The organism is Butyrivibrio fibrisolvens (assembly GCF_023206215.1).
GTDB classification, from domain to species: Bacteria; Bacillota; Clostridia; order Lachnospirales; family Lachnospiraceae; genus Butyrivibrio; species Butyrivibrio fibrisolvens_C.
Genome location: NZ_CP065800.1, coordinates 2857046 through 2876357 on the forward strand (window position 1 = coordinate 2857046; position 19312 = coordinate 2876357).

At 39.9% G+C, this 19312-nt stretch carries 18 protein-coding genes; 1 reads left to right on the plus strand and 17 read right to left on the minus strand.

Annotated features, from left to right (window positions below):
* Position 1: 1 nt before the first annotated feature.
* The 16 genes from I7804_RS11845 to zapA form a co-directional block, all read right to left on the minus strand.
* Positions 2 to 871: a DegV family protein gene (locus I7804_RS11845; RefSeq protein WP_248403654.1), complete on the minus strand. Its 870-nt coding sequence runs from the start codon at positions 869 to 871 to the stop codon at positions 2 to 4.
* Positions 872 to 1011: 140 nt separating this feature from the next.
* The gene (gene recG / locus I7804_RS11850; RefSeq protein WP_248403655.1) at positions 1012 to 3078 is read right to left on the minus strand and encodes an ATP-dependent DNA helicase RecG; all 2067 of its coding nucleotides are present in this window, start codon (positions 3076 to 3078) and stop codon (positions 1012 to 1014) included.
* 307 nt (positions 3079 to 3385) lie between these two features.
* The gene (locus tag I7804_RS11855) at positions 3386 to 3700 is read right to left on the minus strand and encodes a hypothetical protein (RefSeq protein WP_022753136.1); all 315 of its coding nucleotides are present in this window, start codon (positions 3698 to 3700) and stop codon (positions 3386 to 3388) included.
* A gap of 927 nt (positions 3701 to 4627) precedes the next feature.
* On the minus strand, positions 4628 to 4816 hold the full coding sequence (locus tag I7804_RS11860; protein WP_248403656.1) for a hypothetical protein: 189 nt from the start codon (positions 4814 to 4816) through the stop codon (positions 4628 to 4630).
* A 219-nt stretch (positions 4817 to 5035) separates the two neighbouring features.
* Positions 5036 to 6877 (minus strand): DAK2 domain-containing protein, encoded by a 1842-nt coding sequence (locus I7804_RS11865; protein WP_248403657.1) that lies wholly within the window; start codon positions 6875 to 6877, stop codon positions 5036 to 5038.
* A gap of 25 nt (positions 6878 to 6902) precedes the next feature.
* A complete protein-coding gene (locus tag I7804_RS11870; protein WP_022753133.1) occupies positions 6903 to 7265 on the minus strand; it encodes an Asp23/Gls24 family envelope stress response protein in 363 nt (120 codons plus the stop codon).
* Between the two features lie 128 nt (positions 7266 to 7393).
* Positions 7394 to 7579: a 50S ribosomal protein L28 gene (rpmB, locus tag I7804_RS11875; RefSeq protein WP_022753132.1), complete on the minus strand. Its 186-nt coding sequence runs from the start codon at positions 7577 to 7579 to the stop codon at positions 7394 to 7396.
* A 270-nt stretch (positions 7580 to 7849) separates the two neighbouring features.
* Positions 7850 to 8431: a hypothetical protein gene (locus tag I7804_RS11880; protein ID WP_248403658.1), complete on the minus strand. Its 582-nt coding sequence runs from the start codon at positions 8429 to 8431 to the stop codon at positions 7850 to 7852.
* A 73-nt stretch (positions 8432 to 8504) separates the two neighbouring features.
* Positions 8505 to 8900, minus strand: a complete 396-nt coding sequence (locus I7804_RS11885; protein WP_022753130.1) for a GerW family sporulation protein — start codon at positions 8898 to 8900, stop codon at positions 8505 to 8507.
* A 22-nt stretch (positions 8901 to 8922) separates the two neighbouring features.
* The gene (locus I7804_RS11890; protein WP_248403659.1) at positions 8923 to 10173 is read right to left on the minus strand and encodes a hypothetical protein; all 1251 of its coding nucleotides are present in this window, start codon (positions 10171 to 10173) and stop codon (positions 8923 to 8925) included.
* Entirely contained in the window at positions 10170 to 10514 is a 345-nt protein-coding gene (locus tag I7804_RS11895) for a hypothetical protein (RefSeq protein ID WP_248403660.1), read from the minus strand. The genes I7804_RS11890 and I7804_RS11895 overlap by 4 nt, the downstream gene beginning before the upstream one ends.
* Before the next feature lie 12 nt (positions 10515 to 10526).
* Positions 10527 to 11945 carry a peptidoglycan D,D-transpeptidase FtsI family protein gene (locus I7804_RS11900; RefSeq protein ID WP_248403661.1) on the minus strand — a complete coding sequence of 473 codons (1419 nt, stop codon included), beginning with the start codon at positions 11943 to 11945 and terminating at the stop codon, positions 10527 to 10529.
* 45 nt (positions 11946 to 11990) lie between these two features.
* The gene (locus tag I7804_RS11905; RefSeq protein WP_022753126.1) at positions 11991 to 13352 is read right to left on the minus strand and encodes an FtsW/RodA/SpoVE family cell cycle protein; all 1362 of its coding nucleotides are present in this window, start codon (positions 13350 to 13352) and stop codon (positions 11991 to 11993) included.
* A gap of 19 nt (positions 13353 to 13371) precedes the next feature.
* Entirely contained in the window at positions 13372 to 14208 is an 837-nt protein-coding gene (locus I7804_RS11910) for a hypothetical protein (RefSeq protein WP_248403662.1), read from the minus strand.
* A gap of 103 nt (positions 14209 to 14311) precedes the next feature.
* Entirely contained in the window at positions 14312 to 15670 is a 1359-nt protein-coding gene (locus I7804_RS11915; protein WP_248403663.1) for a peptidase U32 family protein, read from the minus strand.
* 157 nt (positions 15671 to 15827) lie between these two features.
* Positions 15828 to 16259, minus strand: a complete 432-nt coding sequence (gene zapA, locus I7804_RS11920) for a cell division protein ZapA (protein WP_022753125.1) — start codon at positions 16257 to 16259, stop codon at positions 15828 to 15830.
* Between the two features lie 287 nt (positions 16260 to 16546).
* Between zapA and I7804_RS11925 the strand changes: the two genes are divergently transcribed.
* Positions 16547 to 18541, plus strand: coding sequence for an RsiV family protein (locus tag I7804_RS11925; RefSeq protein WP_248403664.1), 1995 nt, complete (start codon positions 16547 to 16549; stop codon positions 18539 to 18541).
* 39 nt (positions 18542 to 18580) lie between these two features.
* Here I7804_RS11925 and I7804_RS11930 read toward each other — a convergent pair whose 3' ends face one another.
* A complete protein-coding gene (locus tag I7804_RS11930) occupies positions 18581 to 19258 on the minus strand; it encodes an HAD family hydrolase (RefSeq protein ID WP_027204901.1) in 678 nt (225 codons plus the stop codon).
* Positions 19259 to 19312: the final 54 nt, after the last annotated feature.

The following is a 19312-nucleotide window of genomic DNA, read 5'->3' on the forward strand; positions in this document are numbered from 1 at the left end:
TTTATTTTAAAATCTTGGTAACTGTAACAGCCAGGGCTCCCGGTCCTATATGGCATGAAACAGAAAGTGAAAGCGGATCCATATGCACGTCAAATCCGGGGAAAGTCTCTTCTATCATCTGCTTCCACTCGTTTGCTTTTTCGATATCTTGTGTGAATGCCGCATCAATTCTTACGTTCTGAGGGTCAAGGCCTCCAAAACGTTTCTCCGCGTCATCTTTTATGGCATTAAGCATGATCTTCTGTCCCTGGGAAGTTGTCCTTGCCTTGGCAAAAGAGTCAAGCTTCTCACCCTGAATCTGAAGAACCGGCTTAATACGAAGAATCGTACCAAGAGCAGCTGCTGCAGGTGTTATCCTGCCGCCTTTTTTAAGATAATAAAGAGTATCAAGCATGATATAAATACTTGAATTAAACTTATCAGCTTCGAGTATCTCTTTGATCTGAGCACCTGTCTTGCCTTCATCTGCAAGTCTGATGGCATCAAGGACAGAATTTCTCATAGTTACAGAGATTCTCTGATTGTTGACTACAAATACCTTGCCTTCATAGTCATCGTCCTGTGAAAGACTTGTTGCACTTGCGCAAGATGAAGAAAGACCGCTACTCATCGGGATATAAACGATCTCATCGTATTCTTTGAGTACCTCGTCCCATAAATCCATAAGATTACCCGGAGAAGGCTGAGATGTAGATACCTCTTCATCACTGCTAAGCTTTGTATAAAACTCTTCCTGAGTCAGGTTTATATCCTCTAAATAATCGGTTCCGGCGATAGTAAATGGCATTGGAACTACTTTAATTCCAAGCTTCTCGCCTTCAGCCTGTGTAATACCACTATTGGAGTCTGTAATAATCGCTACTTTAGACATGAATATACCTCGCTTTGAATTTATGTCATAAAATTCCTTAATTATATTACCTTGCGTCAGTAATACTGTCAAATAAGACGTTTGCAGGACAATTAATTAGCAAAAAAAACATAATTATATATAAAAGTGGTGAAATAGCGTTATAAAACAATCGTTTCATTAGCGCCGGCAAGAGCCTTATGAAGTGCCTCATTTTCTTTTTTACAAAGGTCAGGATCATCACCAAGTATGCGGTCAGCATCTATCGAAGCCTTCTTGATAAGATCTGAGTCAGCATATATATCACCAATTTTAAAGAAAAGATCACCACTTTGCCTTATTCCGAACATATCGCCGGGGCCTCTTTGCTTTAGATCTTCTTCGGCTATCTTGAATCCATCATTGGACTTTCCAAGTATATCCAGACGAGCAGCAGCATCTTTGGACTCAGAAGTATTCATGAATATACAATAACTTTGATCTTTGCCTCTTCCTACGCGCCCTCTAAGCTGATGAAGCTGAGCAAGTCCGAAATGCTCGGCATTCTCTATCATCATGACTGTTGCATTAGGGACATTAATACCAACTTCAATAACAGTTGTTGATACCAGAACGTCTATTTCCTTATTTGCAAACTTCTCCATAAGCTCATCTTTTTCAGAAGCTTTCATGCGTCCATTGAGCATATCTACGTGTATTGAAGGTGACAGCTCTTTTCTTAGCTTCTCAGTATAATCCGTGACATTCTCTACGTCATTCATCTCACCTTCTTCTATCATAGGGCAGATTACATAGACCTGGTGCCCTAAAGACACTTGTTTTTCTATAAATCTATAAGCCGTAGGCCTGTAATCAGGTCCTACCACGCAGTTCTTGATGGGAAGGCGTGATGCAGGCTTTTCATCAAGAACAGATACGTGAAGATCGCCGTATAGGATTATGGCAAGTGTTCTGGGGATAGGAGTTGCACTCATGGCAAGAACGTGTGTGCACTCACCCTTGCCTGCAAACTTCTCGCGCTGACGCACACCAAATCTGTGCTGCTCATCCGTTATAACAAGAGCAAGATTCTTATAATTCACAGTATCCTGAATAAGAGCATTGGTACCGATACAGACATTGTAGGTGCCATCCTCTATACCTTTTTTATTTTCTTTCTTTTCCTTAGCCTTTAGAGATCCGATCATAAGAACAGGCCTAAATGGAAGGTCATATTCCTTGGCCATATTGCAGATATCTTCATAATGCTGCCTTGCAAGAACTTCAGTAGGAGCCATCATGGCCCCTTGATAACCGTTCTCGACTGTTATAAGAAGTGCAAGAAAGGCAAGGATGGTCTTGCCGGAGCCTACATCTCCTTGAATGAGACGGTTCATGACTCTACTGCCTGTAAGATCTGCCTCTATTTCTTTATACACCCTTTTCTGGGCATCTGTAAGGTCATACGGAAGCTTTTCAAGGAATCTGTCTACAAGCTCAGACTTCTTCATAACAGCAGTACTTACAGACTCTTCTTCTGTAAGCTTTAAGATACGCAGTCTTAGGATGAAGAAAAGAAATTCATTGTATGATAGTCTCCTTCTTGCTATATCAAAAGTATGTTTATCCTTGGGGAAATGTATGCTCTTAATAGCATCCCTGTACTCCATAAGGTTGTTATCTTCAATGAGATATGAAGGAAGTGGATCTTTCATGTAAACAGCTGATTCCATAGCCTGTTTCATTGCTTTGACAACCATATTGTTGGACAGGCCTTTGACAAGAGGATAGATCGGCTGCATTGTTCCTTGCAGTGCAAAATAGTCTTCAGGCTGATATATTTTTGGCTGATTAAAGCAAAATGTATTCCCTTTTCTTGTTACAAGCCCTCTGAAAATATAGTAATGCCCCTGCTTTAAAGTACTTCTAAGATATGGCTGGTTAAAATATGTAACCTTGGCTTTGCCTGTGATATCACCTATATCAAAAGTAATGATTGACATATTTCTGATATTCTTGGCATATATATTACCTATTATCTGACACCTGACAGCTACTGTGTTTCCGCTTTTAAGATCAGATACTTTGACTACATCTTCAAATGTATCATAGTTCCTGGGATAGTACTCAAGAAGATCTTCTATACGTACTATACCGGCCTTTTCAAATACTTTTGCAGTTTTATCTCCAATCCCTTTTAGGGATTCTATTGTTTCTTTTAAAGAAGCTTCGTTCATGCTAAACCTCATGTCGTAAGAAAAATGAACCGCTAATAGTTTGAGCTTAAGAGCTCACAACATCAATTCAATTTTAAAAAGTAACTATGTGAGCGATAATACAAACCACCTTTTATAGAATATCACAAGATATGATACCAGTGTAAATCATAAAGATAATACTTTAGTTTAAAAATATCAGTCCATAACCGCTCATAGGCAAAAAAAGACCTCCATACCATCTAGTACAGAGATCCTTGTAAGCATAATGGAATTTTGTTTGAAATATACTTATCAAATACAAATCTACTAATCAAACAGCTTGTAATTATTTTACCTATTAAGCCTGCTGAGATAACAGTTCAGTCATCTTCTTGATAACAAGACTAACCTGACCATCACGGCAACGCCTTACGAACTGACCATTATCAAAATAATCTTCTCTAAGAAGCATAGTCATAAGCGCACAGCAAAGATCATAATTGGCATGCGGAAGGCGCTTAAGCTCCTCATCTGCCACAACCGGACCAGTGATCATATAATCGGAGTAATTGTATTTGAGATCTCCCATGTTGCCAAGAACATTATAATAATCGATAGTCTTCTCTGAACCCTCAACTGCTCTTAAAACCTTGATTTTCTCAACGTTTTTCATGCATTTCTCCTCACAACCCCTGTATTATTTAAATTTATCGCTCAAACTTCCCACTTGGACGAACCAGCTTCCCCTAAGCCTTTACAGAGGTAGACAGTATATAAATCATTTCCACACTGTTAATCATTTTATGAATTCATGGCATGATATCTGAAGCTTTTTATTCTGGGGGCTGAAACTCGCTTCGCTCAAACATGCAGCCCCTGGCAGAATAAAAATCTCCATCTATCACGCTCATGAATTCTATAAAATGATTAAAAAGTGTGACAATGATTTATATACTGCCTACCTCTGTAAAGGCTTAGGGGAAGCTGGTCCGTCCAAGTGGGAAGTTTAAGTTTATTATTATAAGAGCAACCACTACCCATTGACCAGATTAGCCAATGCGCACGCTCTCCTGATTTCGATACTAATTTTATCACAGCATTTTTTAGATGTGGAGTTGGCATTTTTGACAAAATTATAAAACAATTCAGACCCAAATTTCTCATTGACCTCACTAGTTCCAATCAATATAACAAAGAAAAATTCTCTATATATACGTATAATATACTTTATTAACTCAAACTTCGCACTTGCCAAACATACGCCACCCTTTGAGGCAGCGTCGATGCGGATAGTTTATAATGCATTTTCATATCTTTTGAAGGTGTTATAAAATTCAGGAGCATGAGAGATGGATTTTTATATTCTTCTTAGGGTCTGCATGTCTGAGCGAAGCGAGTTTCAGACCCTAGAATATAAAAATCCAGATATCATGCCCTGAATTATAACACCTTCAAGATATGAAAATTCATTATAAACTATCCGTATCGGCGCTGCCTCAAAGGGTGGCGTATGTTTGGCAAGTGCGAAGTTTCAGTTTATTAAAATCATATTCTGTTTATATAAAAAGAGCTCAGCCATAGCTAAACTCTTTCAGAATTCTTATACGCACTTTACGCCAAGGCTCTCATTGTAGTCTATCTTCTTAGCAAGTTCCTTGACTCTGCGAAGCATACCGGGCATATCATCTTTGCTTTCGCATATAGCAACCGGCATACCGATTTCATATGATACCTGAATACCTGCTTCAAGAAGGGTATTCATAAACTTCTGCTTAGATATTTCTGCCATAATTCACTTTTAACCTCATGTCGCGAGTGAAATGAGCGACTAATGGTTCAAATTGGTGGAGCTCGCGACACCAATTTGTGTTTGAAAATGTAGCATTTTCAAACTGCACTCCTTTGATTATGATTATGTTATCTAATGTCGCCAGATACAAGAATGCATCACGGACATAAAAATACCGGAAAGGTCTGACCTTCCCGGTATACCTTTTAAAACATTTATTTATTCTGCAGATACTATGTAGTAATAAACAGGCTGTCCACCAGCCTGAAGCTCGATATCGCAATTAGGATATTCGTTAGCTACACGCTTTCTAAGGCTCTCAGCAGTCTCTTCATCTACATCTGCTCCATAATAGATACTGATAAGCTCAAGCTCTTCTGACATAAGACCTTTGAGCATTTCGAAGGTTACATCTTCCATCTTCTGTCCAACAGAAATGATGCCTTCATCACCAATACCCATGTAATCACCTTCATGGATCTGTTTGTCATCTATAACTGTATCACGTACTGCATATGTAACTTCACCTGTATGTACTCCGCCGATAACATCCATCATAGTCTCTTTGTTCTCTTCAGCAGACATATCAGGTATGAAATTGATAACTGCAGTTACACCCTGAGGAACTGTCTTGGTAGGGATTACGATGACTTCCTTATCCTCTGACAGATCTCTTGCCTGATTAGCCGCCATGATGATGTTCTTGTTATTAGGAAGAACAAATACAGTCTTGGCATTAACATGCTCGATTGCTGTAAGGATATCATCAGTACTAGGGTTCATAGTCTGGCCACCGCTGATGACTTCATCAACACCAAGTCCCTTGAAAAGTTCTGTAAGACCGTCACCGGCACATACAGCAACAAATCCAAAATCAGCAGGTTCTTCGGCAGGCTCAGAAGCTTTATTCTCTTCCATAGAACCGAAAGCTTCGCCCTTATCATCGCCCCATTTTGCAGCATCGTTAAGTACTGCATCAACGTGCTTGCCAGATACCTTGATCTCTCCTTCAGGATATTCATACTCAGCATCCTGAGGAATTGTGCGCTCAGCCATTCCGGAGATCTCCTGATCGATCTCATCAGCTGTTCCGTTCTCATTCATGTGGAAGAGCTTCTCACGATGCTCCATACGCATGTTATCAACCTTCATGTTAGAAAGCTGTCCTAAAAGAAGCGCCTTCTGAATAGCAAGTCCCGGATCATTGGTATGTACATGGATCTTGCAGATCTCGTCATCTGCTACCATTACGATACTATCACCGATATCTCCGAGGAATTTTCTGAAATCAGATTCCTGCTTGGCATTAAGTTCTCTCTTTAAGAGAATAACGAATTCTGTACAATAACCATATTTGATCTCTACAGGAGCTTCCTTGGATACGATCTTCTTAGGAGCTGTAGGAGCTTCTACAGCTGCTACAGGTGTAAGATCGATCTCTTCTCCAAGAAGTCCGCTAAGAGCTCCTTTAAGCACCTGTACAAGGCCTTCTCCGCCTGAATCTACTACGCCTGCCTGTTTAAGAACAGGGAGCATATCAGGGGTTTTATCGAGAACTTCGTCTGCATACTCAATAACTTCCTTAGCAAACTTCTCGATATCTGTTTCGCCGGCACTGGCAAGTTCTCTTGCCTTATCGCCTGCACCCTTGGCTACTGTAAGGATTGTTCCTTCCTTAGGCTTCATTACAGCCTTGTATGCTGTCTCTACAGCCTTATCAAAAGCATCGGCGAGTATCTGAACATCAATCTCCTCATGCTCCTTAAGTCCCTTTGTAAGTCCTCTTAAAAGCTGTGACAGGATAACGCCTGAATTACCTCTGGCTCCGCGAAGAGATCCAGATGAGATAGCCTTACAAACCGCAGCCATGTCGTTTTTATCACATTCCTGAACTTCCTTGGCTGCAGCCATGATAGTCATAGTCATATTTGTTCCTGTATCACCATCCGGTACAGGGAATACGTTCAACTGGTTGATCCATTCTTTTTTAGCTTCAAGGTTCTTTGCGCCCGCAAGAAACATTCTTGCGACCATTCTTGAATCAATGCTACTTGTACTCAAGTTAGGTTCCTCCTACACAAGTCGATCAGTCGATAACTCGAACACCTTCGACATAAATATTGATCTTCTCTATTTCTAGTCCTGTAAACTCTTCAACCTTATACTTAACTGAGTCGATAAGGTTATCTGCAACAGCAGAAATACTTACACCGTAAGCAATAATAACGTGAAAATTAAGTACAAGCTTCTTGTTCTGGTTAAGTTCTACGTTGATACCCTTAGTCATGTTATCAGAACGAAGCAAACTTACCAGTCCGTCTCTTATACTAACGTTAGCCATGCCAACAATACCGAAGCATTCCATCGCAACAGTTCCGGCATACTGAGCTATTACCTCGTTGTCTATGGAAATATTGCCCATATGTGTGTTCAATGATGAAGCCTTCATTGGTTGTCCTCCTCGTAAAATGGCATTTCTATGTATGCATAGATAGCATAATTATATGACAGGTATTACAAAAAATAAAGCGCTTCCTCTTAAAAAAGAAGCGCTTCCGTGTCATTTCTCAGAAATAATTAAGCTCTCTCAACAGCATTTGATCTGAGGCAGCTGGTGCAAACGTTCATTCTGCGAGTAGATCCGTTGATCTTAACTGCAACACGCTGAACATTAGCGTTCCATGCTCTGTTTGATCTTCTATGGGAATGGCTTACGTTGTTACCAAAATGAACGCCCTTGCCACATACTTCACACTTTGCCATCTTAACACCTCCTGTAAAACTATGTTAATTAATGAGAATTTTAAATTAAAAATCACATCCATGTACGCATAATGACGACTCAAAAAATCATCCTATGCAGTCGCAACATTGATACTATAACAAAACATTCGAGTTTTTGCAAGAAGAAATTTACATTTGATGATAATTTTATAATTTTTTTGACAGTGAAGCTTTAATATAAGCAATTATTAACAGTCTGTATACATTAATTATCATCTATAATGCCATAAAGAAATGCTCTGTCTATGATCACTGCTGTGAAGCCTGATCTCCAAGACTATCTTCCATCTCCTGCTTAAGCTTGGAGTATTCGATGTTGAGCCATTGAACAAGCTCATCATCTCCCTTTACATTATCCGGATGAAATATCTTCATCAGGGCTTTATACCTTTTCTTTAGCGATAAAGGGGTATCTGCGCCTTTAAAAAGGACATTCATAAGACCTGCAGACTGTTCCTGAAGCTTGACTTCTGCATTGGCAAGATCCTCCTGGAGCATGATCCTTTCCTGCATTATCTTCTTTTTCTCGATCTCAAGAGCTTTGCGGTCGTTACTTAATTTGTCATATCCGTCTTTGAGGATCTGCATCTTCTGGTCAAAAAATGAACGGTCATGTTCGAATTCAGCCCTCTGTTCCTGAAGCTTCTTACCGGCTTTATCAATTTCTTCTTTAAGAAGGGTACGTTCCTTTTCCAGTTTTAGCCACTGGTCGTCAAGAGCAGATTCCTGATTCTTGAGTCTGCAGCTTTCCTTAAAAAGAAAACGTCTTAGTTCTTCTAATGAACTTTGATCTGTTCTTTCAAAAAGCTCGTCACTTCGATTCTGATCCATGGCTTTCTCCCTTTCGCAGATATGAACTGCAAACTACTACAGCCATCTCCCATTCATAAGTGATGACATCTAATTACTTCTCATCATCTCCAAAAGCGGCATCTACCACATCTTCATCACTTGGCATGTCATTTTTAGAGCCGCCCTGGAATTTATTGATAACATCAGGAACAAGATCCAGTATCTTTGTAACTGCATCCTGATTCTTGATATTTACAAGCTTTGTCTGTCCGTTTCTAATAACAAGAACAGCTGTTGGAGACATCTTAGCTCCAAATCCACCTGCTCCGCGCTTTTTCTTCTCTTCGTCCTTGGAGCCTGCACCTACACCCATTGATACATCAACAAGTGGAATGATGATAGTATCACCTATCTTAGTAGGCTCACCTACTACAGTTTTTGCAGAAAGCATCTGCTGCATGCCTTCCATAAGGGAATCAACAATTCCGTCAAAATGTTTATTCTCCATATATCCTCCCTTTTAAGTCCTCTTATTTTTTCATTATACGATCAAATCTTTTCCAAACTTTTCGTATATCTTTATTAAAATAAACTCTGGCTGCTGATAATAAAAGCCTCCAAAGAGCTATTCTGCCTTTGATATCGACACTGGCTTCTACTACCTTGTTCTCAAAATCAGGTTCAAGCCAGATATCATAGTCGTTAAAGGTATTAACAACACTTACGCCTGCAAGGAGCTTGCCCATGGACGCAGGATCTCCGATACCCAGTAATATATCGGCATCTATCTTACCCGGCATAATATGCCTTAGTACAAGATATAGATCCTTTTTTGCACGTAAAAAAGCCCTCTCAAATGTAGGACTATCAAGCAGATCCTTGATCAAATCCATTTTATCATATGCCCTTGATATTGTATAGAAAGCTTTTTCTACAGCCTCTCCGGGCTTTTCAAGAAAGTCCAGAGCCTTCTCGAAAAGGTCTGCCATCTTTTCTATAAAATCAAAGAAAGTAAAAATATCAATGTCTTCTTTATCTTCCAATTCTTCCGAATCATTATCATCTTCTGCTGCATCATTTCCATGATCATTTCTATAATCATTTTCATGATCATTTTCAGAATCATCTTTATGAACATTTCCATCATCAGATGTATCTAAATCGCCGGATACATCCTTTTTATCAGAAGCCTCAATATTTGAAGCACTAATATCTGAAGTCTTATTTTCAGAGGACTTTTTATTATTTGATTTATTTTGGTCATTTAATGATTCCTGATTACCTGCATCTTTTGAGCTTTGGTCAGAAACTTCTTCATAGGAACCGGCATTATCCATTGCCTTTTCTAATTTGGCCTGGCTCTTCTTTTCTTCTTTTCTTCTTGTCTTTTCCTCTTTCCTTTGCTTCTTTTCTTCAGATTTTGGAAGAATCTTAAAGAAAAGGACCTTTAGCCAAAAGCTGGTATTCTCCGGATATCCGATGCCGCCTCTTACAAGATGTAATAGCCAGCTAAAAGAAGCCTTGCAGTCAATCTTGTCTAAAACATAGCTCTTAGGATCATTCGGCGCAGCTTCTTCCAAGCCATGATCAGTGTCATCGCCGGAGCCTTCATCTGACAATTCAGATAACTTATCAATGTCGATCCTTCCTATAACTGCTTTGGCTCTGTACCTCAAAGGAACAAATAAAATAATAAGAAGGAGGGCAAGTATTACCAAAAGGATCACCAGCAAAGCGATGCCTATTATTTTTAAAATGCTAAGAAAAGTCCCCAGTATCACTCTTCTTCCTCCTGTGCTCCCATTGTCTCAAGATATCCCAAAAGATCACCGTCCATACCGCATTCTGAAGCACGTACGGATATCATCACCACCATATCCAGGGCTTCTGTATATCCTGCAGCAAGCCCGTACACATGGACAGGATTGTTCCTAAAGAACTTCTGAGTCAGCACCCCGCAGTGAATGATATCAAGCTGGTCATGAGGATTCCCTGCTTTGCATATGGCATATACAGACAGTTGCCCTGCTCCGTGCTGCATTTTCCATTTTACCAGAGGGAGATTCTTAAGAGACTGTCCGACATATAAATTTTTATCAAATTCGCAATAATGTTTTTTCAAAAAGTTCTCCCATTAATTCAAAGAATTAACTCCAAAATACTCATCAAATATACGCTTAGCAACAGGAACAGCCATATGTCCGCCGCTTCCTGCTTTTTCCATAATTATTGTAACACAAATCTGCGGATCATCCTTAGGAGCAAATCCGGTAAACCATGCATGTGAATCTGAAGACGATGATGAATACTCCGCTGAGCCTGTCTTGCCTACTGCATTGTACGGAGAGTCTGCAAGACCTGTAGCTGTACCTGACTGCACTACCTGCTCCATCATCTGTGTAAGAGTCGCAGCTTCGTCTGAAGTCATAAGCTGGCCGTACTCCTGAGGATTAAAAGTCTCTACAGCCTTACCATCAGCTGACTTAACACCGGATACCAGATAAGGCTTCATAAGTGTTCCGCCATTGGCTATTGCCATTGTTATCATATTCATATGAAGAGGCGATACGCTGGTAGCGCCCTGGCCTATCGAAAGCTGCATCTTGTCTTCGGCTGAAAGAGAGGTACTTGCAGTTGCTATACTTTTTGAATATGGAAAGTCAACCGGCAGTTCCTCATTGAACATAAGTTCATCCAAAGTCTTCGCAAACATAGTCTGATCAAGTGAAAGACCGATATTGGCGTAAGAGGAGTTACAGGACTTGGCAAATGATGAGAAAAAATCAAGGCCTCCGTGAACCTGATTGTGATAACACTTGATAGAAGCTCCGTTAACAGTAAGAGATCCTTTACAAGAAAATGTATATTCGCCATATGTAGTAGGATTCTCTCGCAAGAACTCCAATGAAGTAACAATCTTAAAGGTTGATCCCGGCGGATACAATCCCTGAGTACTTCTATTAACAAGAGCTGCTGTAGTCTTATCATTGGATAGTGTATTCCAGTCAGCCTTGATCGTATTGGGATTAAAATCAGGCTTTGAAACCATAGCCAGTATAGCTCCGGTATTGGGATCCGAGATGATGACAGCTCCGTTGTAATCTCCAAGAGAATAATATGCAAGGACCTGAAGGCTTGCATTAATAGTGGTATATACATTATCTCCCGGGAACTTAAGTCCCTTATCATCATAAGAAGCCTTGGTTGCAAGCGATGAATTACAGTTGATCAGGTAGTATTTCATCGACTTTTCTATCCCCATACCACCCATGTCTGCATAACCTACAACATGAGCAAACTGATTGGAATAAGGATAAGACCTTACTTCATTGCCCTCTTCGTCAGTTACTGTAAGTGCCAGTTCCTTGCCATCAGAAGATATTATGGATCCTCTGCTATTCTCTTCCTGAAGCTGAGATGCACGCTTGTTATAATCATTCATTACAAATTCAACTCTGTTAGCATAGCTGTACCAGCCTATATACACAAGCATTGTAGCAACAAGCCCTGTAAAAAATACAGCTAAAAATGTGATTGCTTTATTGTTATTCAAATCTGTCTGCCTCCATAGGCTATATACTTAGACCAAAGATGTCCATCAGTCCTGATAATCGTGTGACATTGCCTGAGCTTGTCTGTATCTCTCCAGAGCCTCATAATGTTCATCAACTCTTATAAGACATGTTGCTTCAAATACACCTATAGACAACATTGTGACCATAAGAGAGGTTCCGCCATAGCTTACAAGCGGAAGTGTGACACCCGTAAGAGGTATGAATTTAGATCCTCCGCCTACTGTAAGGAAAGTCTGAAAGATAAGCCATACTGCAATACCACAGTCAATATATTTGGACCATCTATCCCTGAGCCTTGATGCTTCCAAAAGCATCATAAGGAACATAGATATCACAACAAGTATCATGGAGATACTGTAAATAATGCCAAACTCCTCTGCTATAGCAGAAAAGATAAAGTCATCTTCTACGTAAGGAATAGTCTGAGGATTGCCCTTAAAAAGTCCAAGTCCAAACCATCCGCCTGAACTTATGCCAAAAAGTGACTGTGTAAGCTGATATCCTGTTGATTCAATCGTAGACCATGGATCAAGCCAAGCCTGCACGCGGACTCTTACGTGTCTGAAAAGCATAAATCCTGCAATAGCTCCGACCATACCTATCCCCACTCCGGCAAGAAGATAGGCAGGATTCCTTGATGCTACAAATAAAACTGCAAGATATATGATAAAAAGTATCGCAGATGCACCCAGGTCTCTACTCATCATAAGGATAAGAATATAGACCATAGCTACTCCAAAAGTGATCAATGCCTCCTTGATAGTTGCAGCCCTGCACAAAACGCACGACAAAAAGAATATAAAGATAAGCTTTACAAATTCAGAAGGCTGGAATGTAACACCGAAGGCGGTAAAAGAAATATATGAACCATTGGTAATTGAACCGCACAGAAGTACGATTCCGAGAAAAACAGCTCCCAAAATCGCATAAGCCCACGTAAGGTTTGTTAATACCGGCAGCTTGTATACAATCTCACATACAATAAACATTGCAACGATGGATACACCTGCAATGATCATCTGCCGTAATGCCTTACCGGAATCTATCCTCATCAGCATGATGACAGACGTCATCATAAGAAAGGCGGCATTATTAATGATCAGTTTATTGCCGTCAGGAAAAAATGCGCTGAATAAAAGCAAAAGACTCGACAATACAAGCACTATACCGATTCCATAAAAAATATAGTTTAAGTTACCTGTACGTAAAACTATGGTAATAAAACTAAGAACAAGTATAATTACCTGCATGATTATCTGAAGTGCGTATATCGGTGCTCTCTTTTTCTCACTCTTAAACTTAAGTGCGATAAAACCGCACATTGCAAAGAGACAGCTAAGTATGGCGATAACATACTTCGAAATCTCAACAATATATAACCTCATTCAAAAACTTCTCCCAATTTTACTCTGTTCCTCTTTTATAATGTCCAGTAGTATATTCCTTATATGGAGCTTCGCCACGGCCGCCTTCAAGGATCTCCTCCCAGAAATCCAATATCAACTTAGCATCCCTGCCACTTTCTGTCGAAAGATCAATCCTGAAAGCAGTAATACCATTCTCTTTAGATAGGCTCTCTATCTGTTTGTGAAGAGAAAGTGGAACACTATTGTAGATAATATTAAGACACTGACGACAGTCTGTCAGCACCTTCATGGAATTATTCTTCCTGTCTGTAATACTGTCATATGCCGTATAGTTGGTTCCAAACCGTCCGGAGCAATTATTCATAGTCTTCTTCACGCATCCGGCAGATACCATCATAGGTATATATCCGTATATACAGGAAGAAAAGACATAATCAGCTTTGCCATCAATAGACTTAAGGACTTCACCAAGCTCATGTCTGTTAAGTTCATACGGTATACAGCCTTCATCAACACGCATCTGTCCAAAAACAAGATCAGCTGCGCCGTGATTCCACATATAGATACCATAGTCACATATTATACGACCATCAAAAGTTCCGTCTTCGTTTAAAGAAAGAAATGCAAGTTCTTCCAAATTCCTTACAAGAAATCCCTTGGAAAAAGAACTGCAGGATTTCCAAATGCGCTGTATATCCCTGATTCCTTCAAGGCCTGTCTCATTTCTCATCATATATGGAAGTGCCACATAGATATCTATATCATCTGATACCTGTGTAGCAAGCGAAGGAACCTCATCCAAAAGCATATGATAGTCAATGTATAAGCGCTGAGGCTTTATGTTCATAGAAACAACCGCTTTGAGCTGTTCCATATTGCTGACCAGAATATGAAGTTGTTTATTTATAATTTTTTCATATTATTTATTTTTTTAGTATTTTTTGTTTTGATACTCGAATATCCTTATTACGATATACTTAAGCTTTCCTGGATAATTCCTGCAAAAGCTTCTCGCAGGCACTTCTCCTAAGTTCGTTGATCTCTTTAACCGGCATGAAGATACCAGGATCACTTTCATCCATATCGATTGTAAGATCCTCTTTTCTTAGTTCAAAGAATGTATCTCCAAGCTTCATGATACGCTGCGCAAAATCCTCTTTGGACAAAGGACGTTTGGAAGCCTCCTGAACAACCTGTCCGGATACAGTTACAGACACATCGCCCAAGCTCAAAGTCAGCATAGACTCACATCCGGGATGGAAATATCCGTATGCCTCGATCTCTCTCTTCTTCTCGCCGGTAAGATATGTATCCCTGATACTTGCAATAAGCCTATCATCAGAACCGCTGTAGCTGGGAGATGACAATGTTACCATGTCTCTGGAATTATGTCTTTGATAATAGCCCTGACTTATCTCAGTCCTAAGATACAAATGTCTTAATACATCAAGATCTTTGGGATCAACTTTAAAAGGAGCTTTAGGATCTTCAAGATACTTATCTATATACTTTCTGTATATAGATACAACTCCGGCGACATATTCGGGCTTTTTCATACGACCTTCAATCTTGAAAGAGTCAATGCCTGCTTCTATAAGACTTGGGATTATCTCTATAGTACACATATCCTTAAGGGACAGTGGATAATACTCATCATCTTCGCTTGTGTTATCGCTTGGGGAAAAGTTCCTGTCATTAGCGCTTTGTGATAATCCGCCATGAACAATATATGGCAGTCTGCAAGGCTGTGCGCACCTTCCTCTGTTGCCGGATCTGCCTCCTACAATTGAGGAAAAAAGGCACATGCCGGAATAACAATAACACATAGCTCCGTGGATGAAGGCTTCTACTTCAATCCCGGCCTTTTCTTTGATGTCGATCATCTCCTGCAGCGACAATTCTCTAGCAGGAACAACTCTTACTGCGCCCATCTTTTTAAGAAGCCTGGCTCCATATACGCCTGTTACAGCCATCTGAGTACTTGCGTGAAGCTCAACGTTTGGAAAATGCTCTTTTACAAATCCCCAAACACCAAAATCCTGTACGATCACTCCATCAAGCCCCGCTTGTGCGAAAGGCGCAAGATAATCGTACAGGTCATCGAATTCTTCTTCCTTGACCAGCGTATTAACAGTCATATAAAGCTTCCTGCCATATAGATGAGCATAATTTATAGCTCTAATGACCTGCTGCGTGTCAAAATTGTCAGCATAGGCTCTGGCGCCAAACTTCTGGCCGCCAAGATATACGGCATCTGCTCCTGCAGATATCGCACCTAAAAATGCTTCATAATTACCGGCCGGAGCAAGGAGCTCCGGGCGTTGTAAATCTTTCATATAATTCCTCGTATCACACAATACTTAACCTCATGTCGCGAACAAAGTGAGCGGCTAATGGTTCAAATTAGTGGAGCTTGCTACACTAATTTGGGTATGAAAATGGAACATTTTCATACTTAACCTCATGTCGCGAGTAAAACAGGCGCCTTATGGCTTAATGCCTTTTGCCGGAACCTATAGGTGTGACTTTGTTTTTTAACTCTGTTTCAAGCTGTATTATCTTTCTTGAATCCTCTTCAAGATTCTTTTCAAGATTTTTTACATTCTTCTCAGTGTTCTCAAGCTTGATCTGAGAAGCTATAAGCTCATGCTTAAGGTCATAGAGTTCTTTCTCTTTCTCTGTGGCCTGCTCTTCAAGAAGAGATATCTGCTTCTTGGCCTTAAAATAATCGTCTGCTATATTGAGCTGAAGGAGGATCGCCTGAAGATCCACAGGCTGTCTGTTAAATCCTTCAATCTTGCTGCAGTCTGATATCTTGCCATTAAGGTATGATGCCACCTTCTGAAGATACTCTTCACTTTCATAACCGCTTAATGTTAGCACCCTTCCGCCAATGATGACTTGTGCATCGGTTTTTGCTGCCATTGATCTTCCTCCCCAGAAATATTGAACTTTCAAAGTCTCATTATGATTATAAACTCATGGAAGCCTTGACGCAACCAAGGATTGTATATTATAACAAACATTATACGGGGGAATAGAAGTGCATCCATGCACTTCTGGACATTCCCTGTTTACATCCTGTAAACGGGAATAGAAGTGCATCCTTGTATTTCTATACATTCCCTGTTTACATCCTGTAAACGGGGGAATAGAAGTACATCCTTATGTAATTCCCCTTAATAATACATATCATAATGAGGTTGGTATTTATGAGTAATAATGGTAAATTCTCCAGGTTATTTTTGACAACATCTCTTACTCTTACACTTTCACTATGTTCATGCACATCTCCTATGATAGGCTCTAAAGAGTCAGGCTCTTCTAACAGCATTACAGATAACTCATCTGATAATAGCAATTTGGCCGCATCTTTTGGCCCTGATACCACAGAAGCTACAAATGGTACCATAAATCTTAATTCCCAGTCAAGGAAACTTAATTTTAATGAGAAAATAAAAGAAGACGAAAGCTACTATTACTATTGCTTTAATTCCAAATTATGGCGTACATCTAAAGAAAATCCTGATGAGACTGTATGTCTTTTTCCAAATGATAGTCTGGATCTACAGGCAAGCCATCCTGATAATATCCTGATATACAATGACAATATATATCTGATCGGTGAAGATCTTGCCGATTACAACGAATATGTATATAGAATAGACACAAACGGAGCCATCTCCAAGCTCTCTTATAAGACCAAGGTCGGATATACAAGTGGTATAGATATACATAATGGTGCTTTGTATGTCTATAGTTTTGACCTTGACAATAACATCTTATTCGAAGGTTATAAGATAAATGACGACGGCTCTTTGGGTGAAGAATGCGGCGACTTCTCGGATCTTGATCTAAGCCTTGGTGATAACCTTGTTCCTGTACATCTTGATTATGGCGATTATATCTACTCGCCTTCTTCTATAGACTATTATGGAGGCATATATACTACAGATAGCGCAGGCAATCAGGCGTCCTTGTATTTTATTCCAAAAGACAATAATAATGCCAGAAAGATTGCTGATATAAGCGGAGATGATGTAGCTGCAATCACAAAAGACAAGCTTGTAATGATTCAGAGCAATAATCTTATTGATAATAATCTGTATACAATTGATATAAATTCAGGTGAGAGAAACGATCTTCTTACCAAAGAAGAACTTAAATCCATGGGATATGCGCATTCTTCTTACTTTAGTGTTATTGATTATGACGACAACAATATTTTTGTAATGATAAGACACCCTCTTACAGAGAATCCTGTTCCGAATTATGTATATGACATCTTGAAGATAAGCCTGTCTGATGGTAGCATAGAACCTTTTGTGAATATCACAGAAGGTGAAGATCCGGACAATGATTTCGGACTTAAGGTTTTAAATTTTACCAAGGACGGCTTGATGTATCTCAACTACGCCGATTCAAGTTATAGTCTATGCTATATGCCTTATGATAATATGAGCAGCCAAATCGTACTGGCATCTCCTGATTATGGACTTGAATCAAGTGTGGGTATTCTCGAACAGTATGGCATAACCTTTAAGACTCTCCACAATGCTTATTTCTACACAGATGATAACTATGATGTAATGACTTTCTATTCTGACCTTGTAGTACCACAGCTTCCGGCAACATCAGATGACTTTATATCTTTCAATGAGACAATACTTGACAATCTGGATGTTACAGATATGGCCAAGTCTTCTGTAAAAGAGGCCGGGGAGATAGCTTTAAGTCAGGATGCCTATGATGAATACTCTCCTATGGATATATATCCATATAACTATACATATCGCTACGCAGGACTTAGCTACTATGATTCAAGATATGTATGCCTGACTACCAGTGATTATCAGTACTGGGGAGGTGCTCATGGTATCGGCTGGCAGTACTCTTATACTCTTGACATGCAAGACGGGAAGATTCTTGCACTTAGCGATGTCATCGGCCAGTCACAGTCAGAATTTGTAGAGCTTGTATGTGATCATGTGTACGATCTTGATGAGGGATCACTTTTTAGCGGATATGATGGGACTATTGAGCAGATACGCGATTCCTATACGGACAATGACTTTAACTGGTTCCTGACGCCGGAGGGTGTGGGCGTGAGATTTGCCTCATACGAAATCTCTCCCTATGCCGAAGGATATCCGCAGATCATAGTCCCATATGATGAACTGACGCTGCTTATAAATCTGGGGAATTAGTTTATCGTCAGTAAACCTTCCTACTTGGACGAGCTGGCATCACTGATCAGACTTAAGCTTACTTCTTATAAAAGCCATAACTTCATTAAGATCAGGAAGTACCGCGTCGCAGTATGATCTGATCTCATCATCCGGCTGCCTTAGATCAGGAACCATTATAGGATGCATGCCAGCCGCATATGCTGCTCTTATTCCGTTAAAAGAATCTTCTATCACATAGCAGTTCTTGGGATCCGCTTTCAGTTTTGACGCGCAGTCAAGGAATATGTCAGGGGCAGGCTTGCCGTTTACAACATTGTCACCGCCAAGTATCACTGTAAAATAGTCGATAATTCCGGCTTCGCTTATCTCCTGTCTGACGATAGCTTCTTTCGTGGATGATGCAAGGCCTGTTGGTATATTATTACTATTTAGATACTGCAAGATATCTCGAACGTATTTTTTTACAGGTATACCATTGTCATTAATATATTTGTGAAAATAGTTTCTTGTATATGTAACACCTTCTTCATAAGCCTCTATACTGCCAAGTCTTTGGATCATGATCTCTTTTGTCATGGCAGATGTAGTACCTGTACAGGCAAGAACCATATCTCGTACAAAGTCCACATCAAGTAAAGTCTGCCTCGCACGCTCTTCCCAGGCTTTCATATATATCATCTCTGTATCAAGAAGGACGCCGTCCATATCGAATATTACTGCTATATCAGAACTCATAAATAACACTCCAAAAAACTAAGATTAATTACTCAAACTTTCCACTTGGACGGT

Excerpts from the sequence above, each read along its gene's own strand:
- I7804_RS11925 (WP_248403664.1), top strand. The coding sequence starts at position 16,547 with ATGAGTAATAATGGTAAATTCTCCAGGTTATTTTTGACAACATCTCTT.
- I7804_RS11870 (WP_022753133.1), bottom strand. The coding sequence starts at position 7,265 with ATGAAGGCTTCATCATTGAACACACATATGGGCAATATTTCCATAGAC.
- recG (WP_248403655.1), bottom strand. The coding sequence starts at position 3,078 with ATGAGGTTTAGCATGAACGAAGCTTCTTTAAAAGAAACAATAGAATCC.
- rpmB (WP_022753132.1), bottom strand. The coding sequence starts at position 7,579 with ATGGCAAAGTGTGAAGTATGTGGCAAGGGCGTTCATTTTGGTAACAAC.
- I7804_RS11905 (WP_022753126.1), bottom strand. The coding sequence starts at position 13,352 with ATGAGGTTATATATTGTTGAGATTTCGAAGTATGTTATCGCCATACTT.
- I7804_RS11930 (WP_027204901.1), bottom strand. The coding sequence starts at position 19,258 with ATGAGTTCTGATATAGCAGTAATATTCGATATGGACGGCGTCCTTCTT.
- I7804_RS11845 (WP_248403654.1), bottom strand. The coding sequence starts at position 871 with ATGTCTAAAGTAGCGATTATTACAGACTCCAATAGTGGTATTACACAG.
- I7804_RS11880 (WP_248403658.1), bottom strand. The coding sequence starts at position 8,431 with ATGGATCAGAATCGAAGTGACGAGCTTTTTGAAAGAACAGATCAAAGT.
- I7804_RS11860 (WP_248403656.1), bottom strand. The coding sequence starts at position 4,816 with ATGGCAGAAATATCTAAGCAGAAGTTTATGAATACCCTTCTTGAAGCA.
- zapA (WP_022753125.1), bottom strand. The coding sequence starts at position 16,259 with ATGGCAGCAAAAACCGATGCACAAGTCATCATTGGCGGAAGGGTGCTA.
- I7804_RS11910 (WP_248403662.1), bottom strand. The coding sequence starts at position 14,208 with ATGGAACAGCTCAAAGCGGTTGTTTCTATGAACATAAAGCCTCAGCGC.
- I7804_RS11915 (WP_248403663.1), bottom strand. The coding sequence starts at position 15,670 with ATGAAAGATTTACAACGCCCGGAGCTCCTTGCTCCGGCCGGTAATTAT.
- I7804_RS11885 (WP_022753130.1), bottom strand. The coding sequence starts at position 8,900 with ATGGAGAATAAACATTTTGACGGAATTGTTGATTCCCTTATGGAAGGC.
- I7804_RS11855 (WP_022753136.1), bottom strand. The coding sequence starts at position 3,700 with ATGAAAAACGTTGAGAAAATCAAGGTTTTAAGAGCAGTTGAGGGTTCA.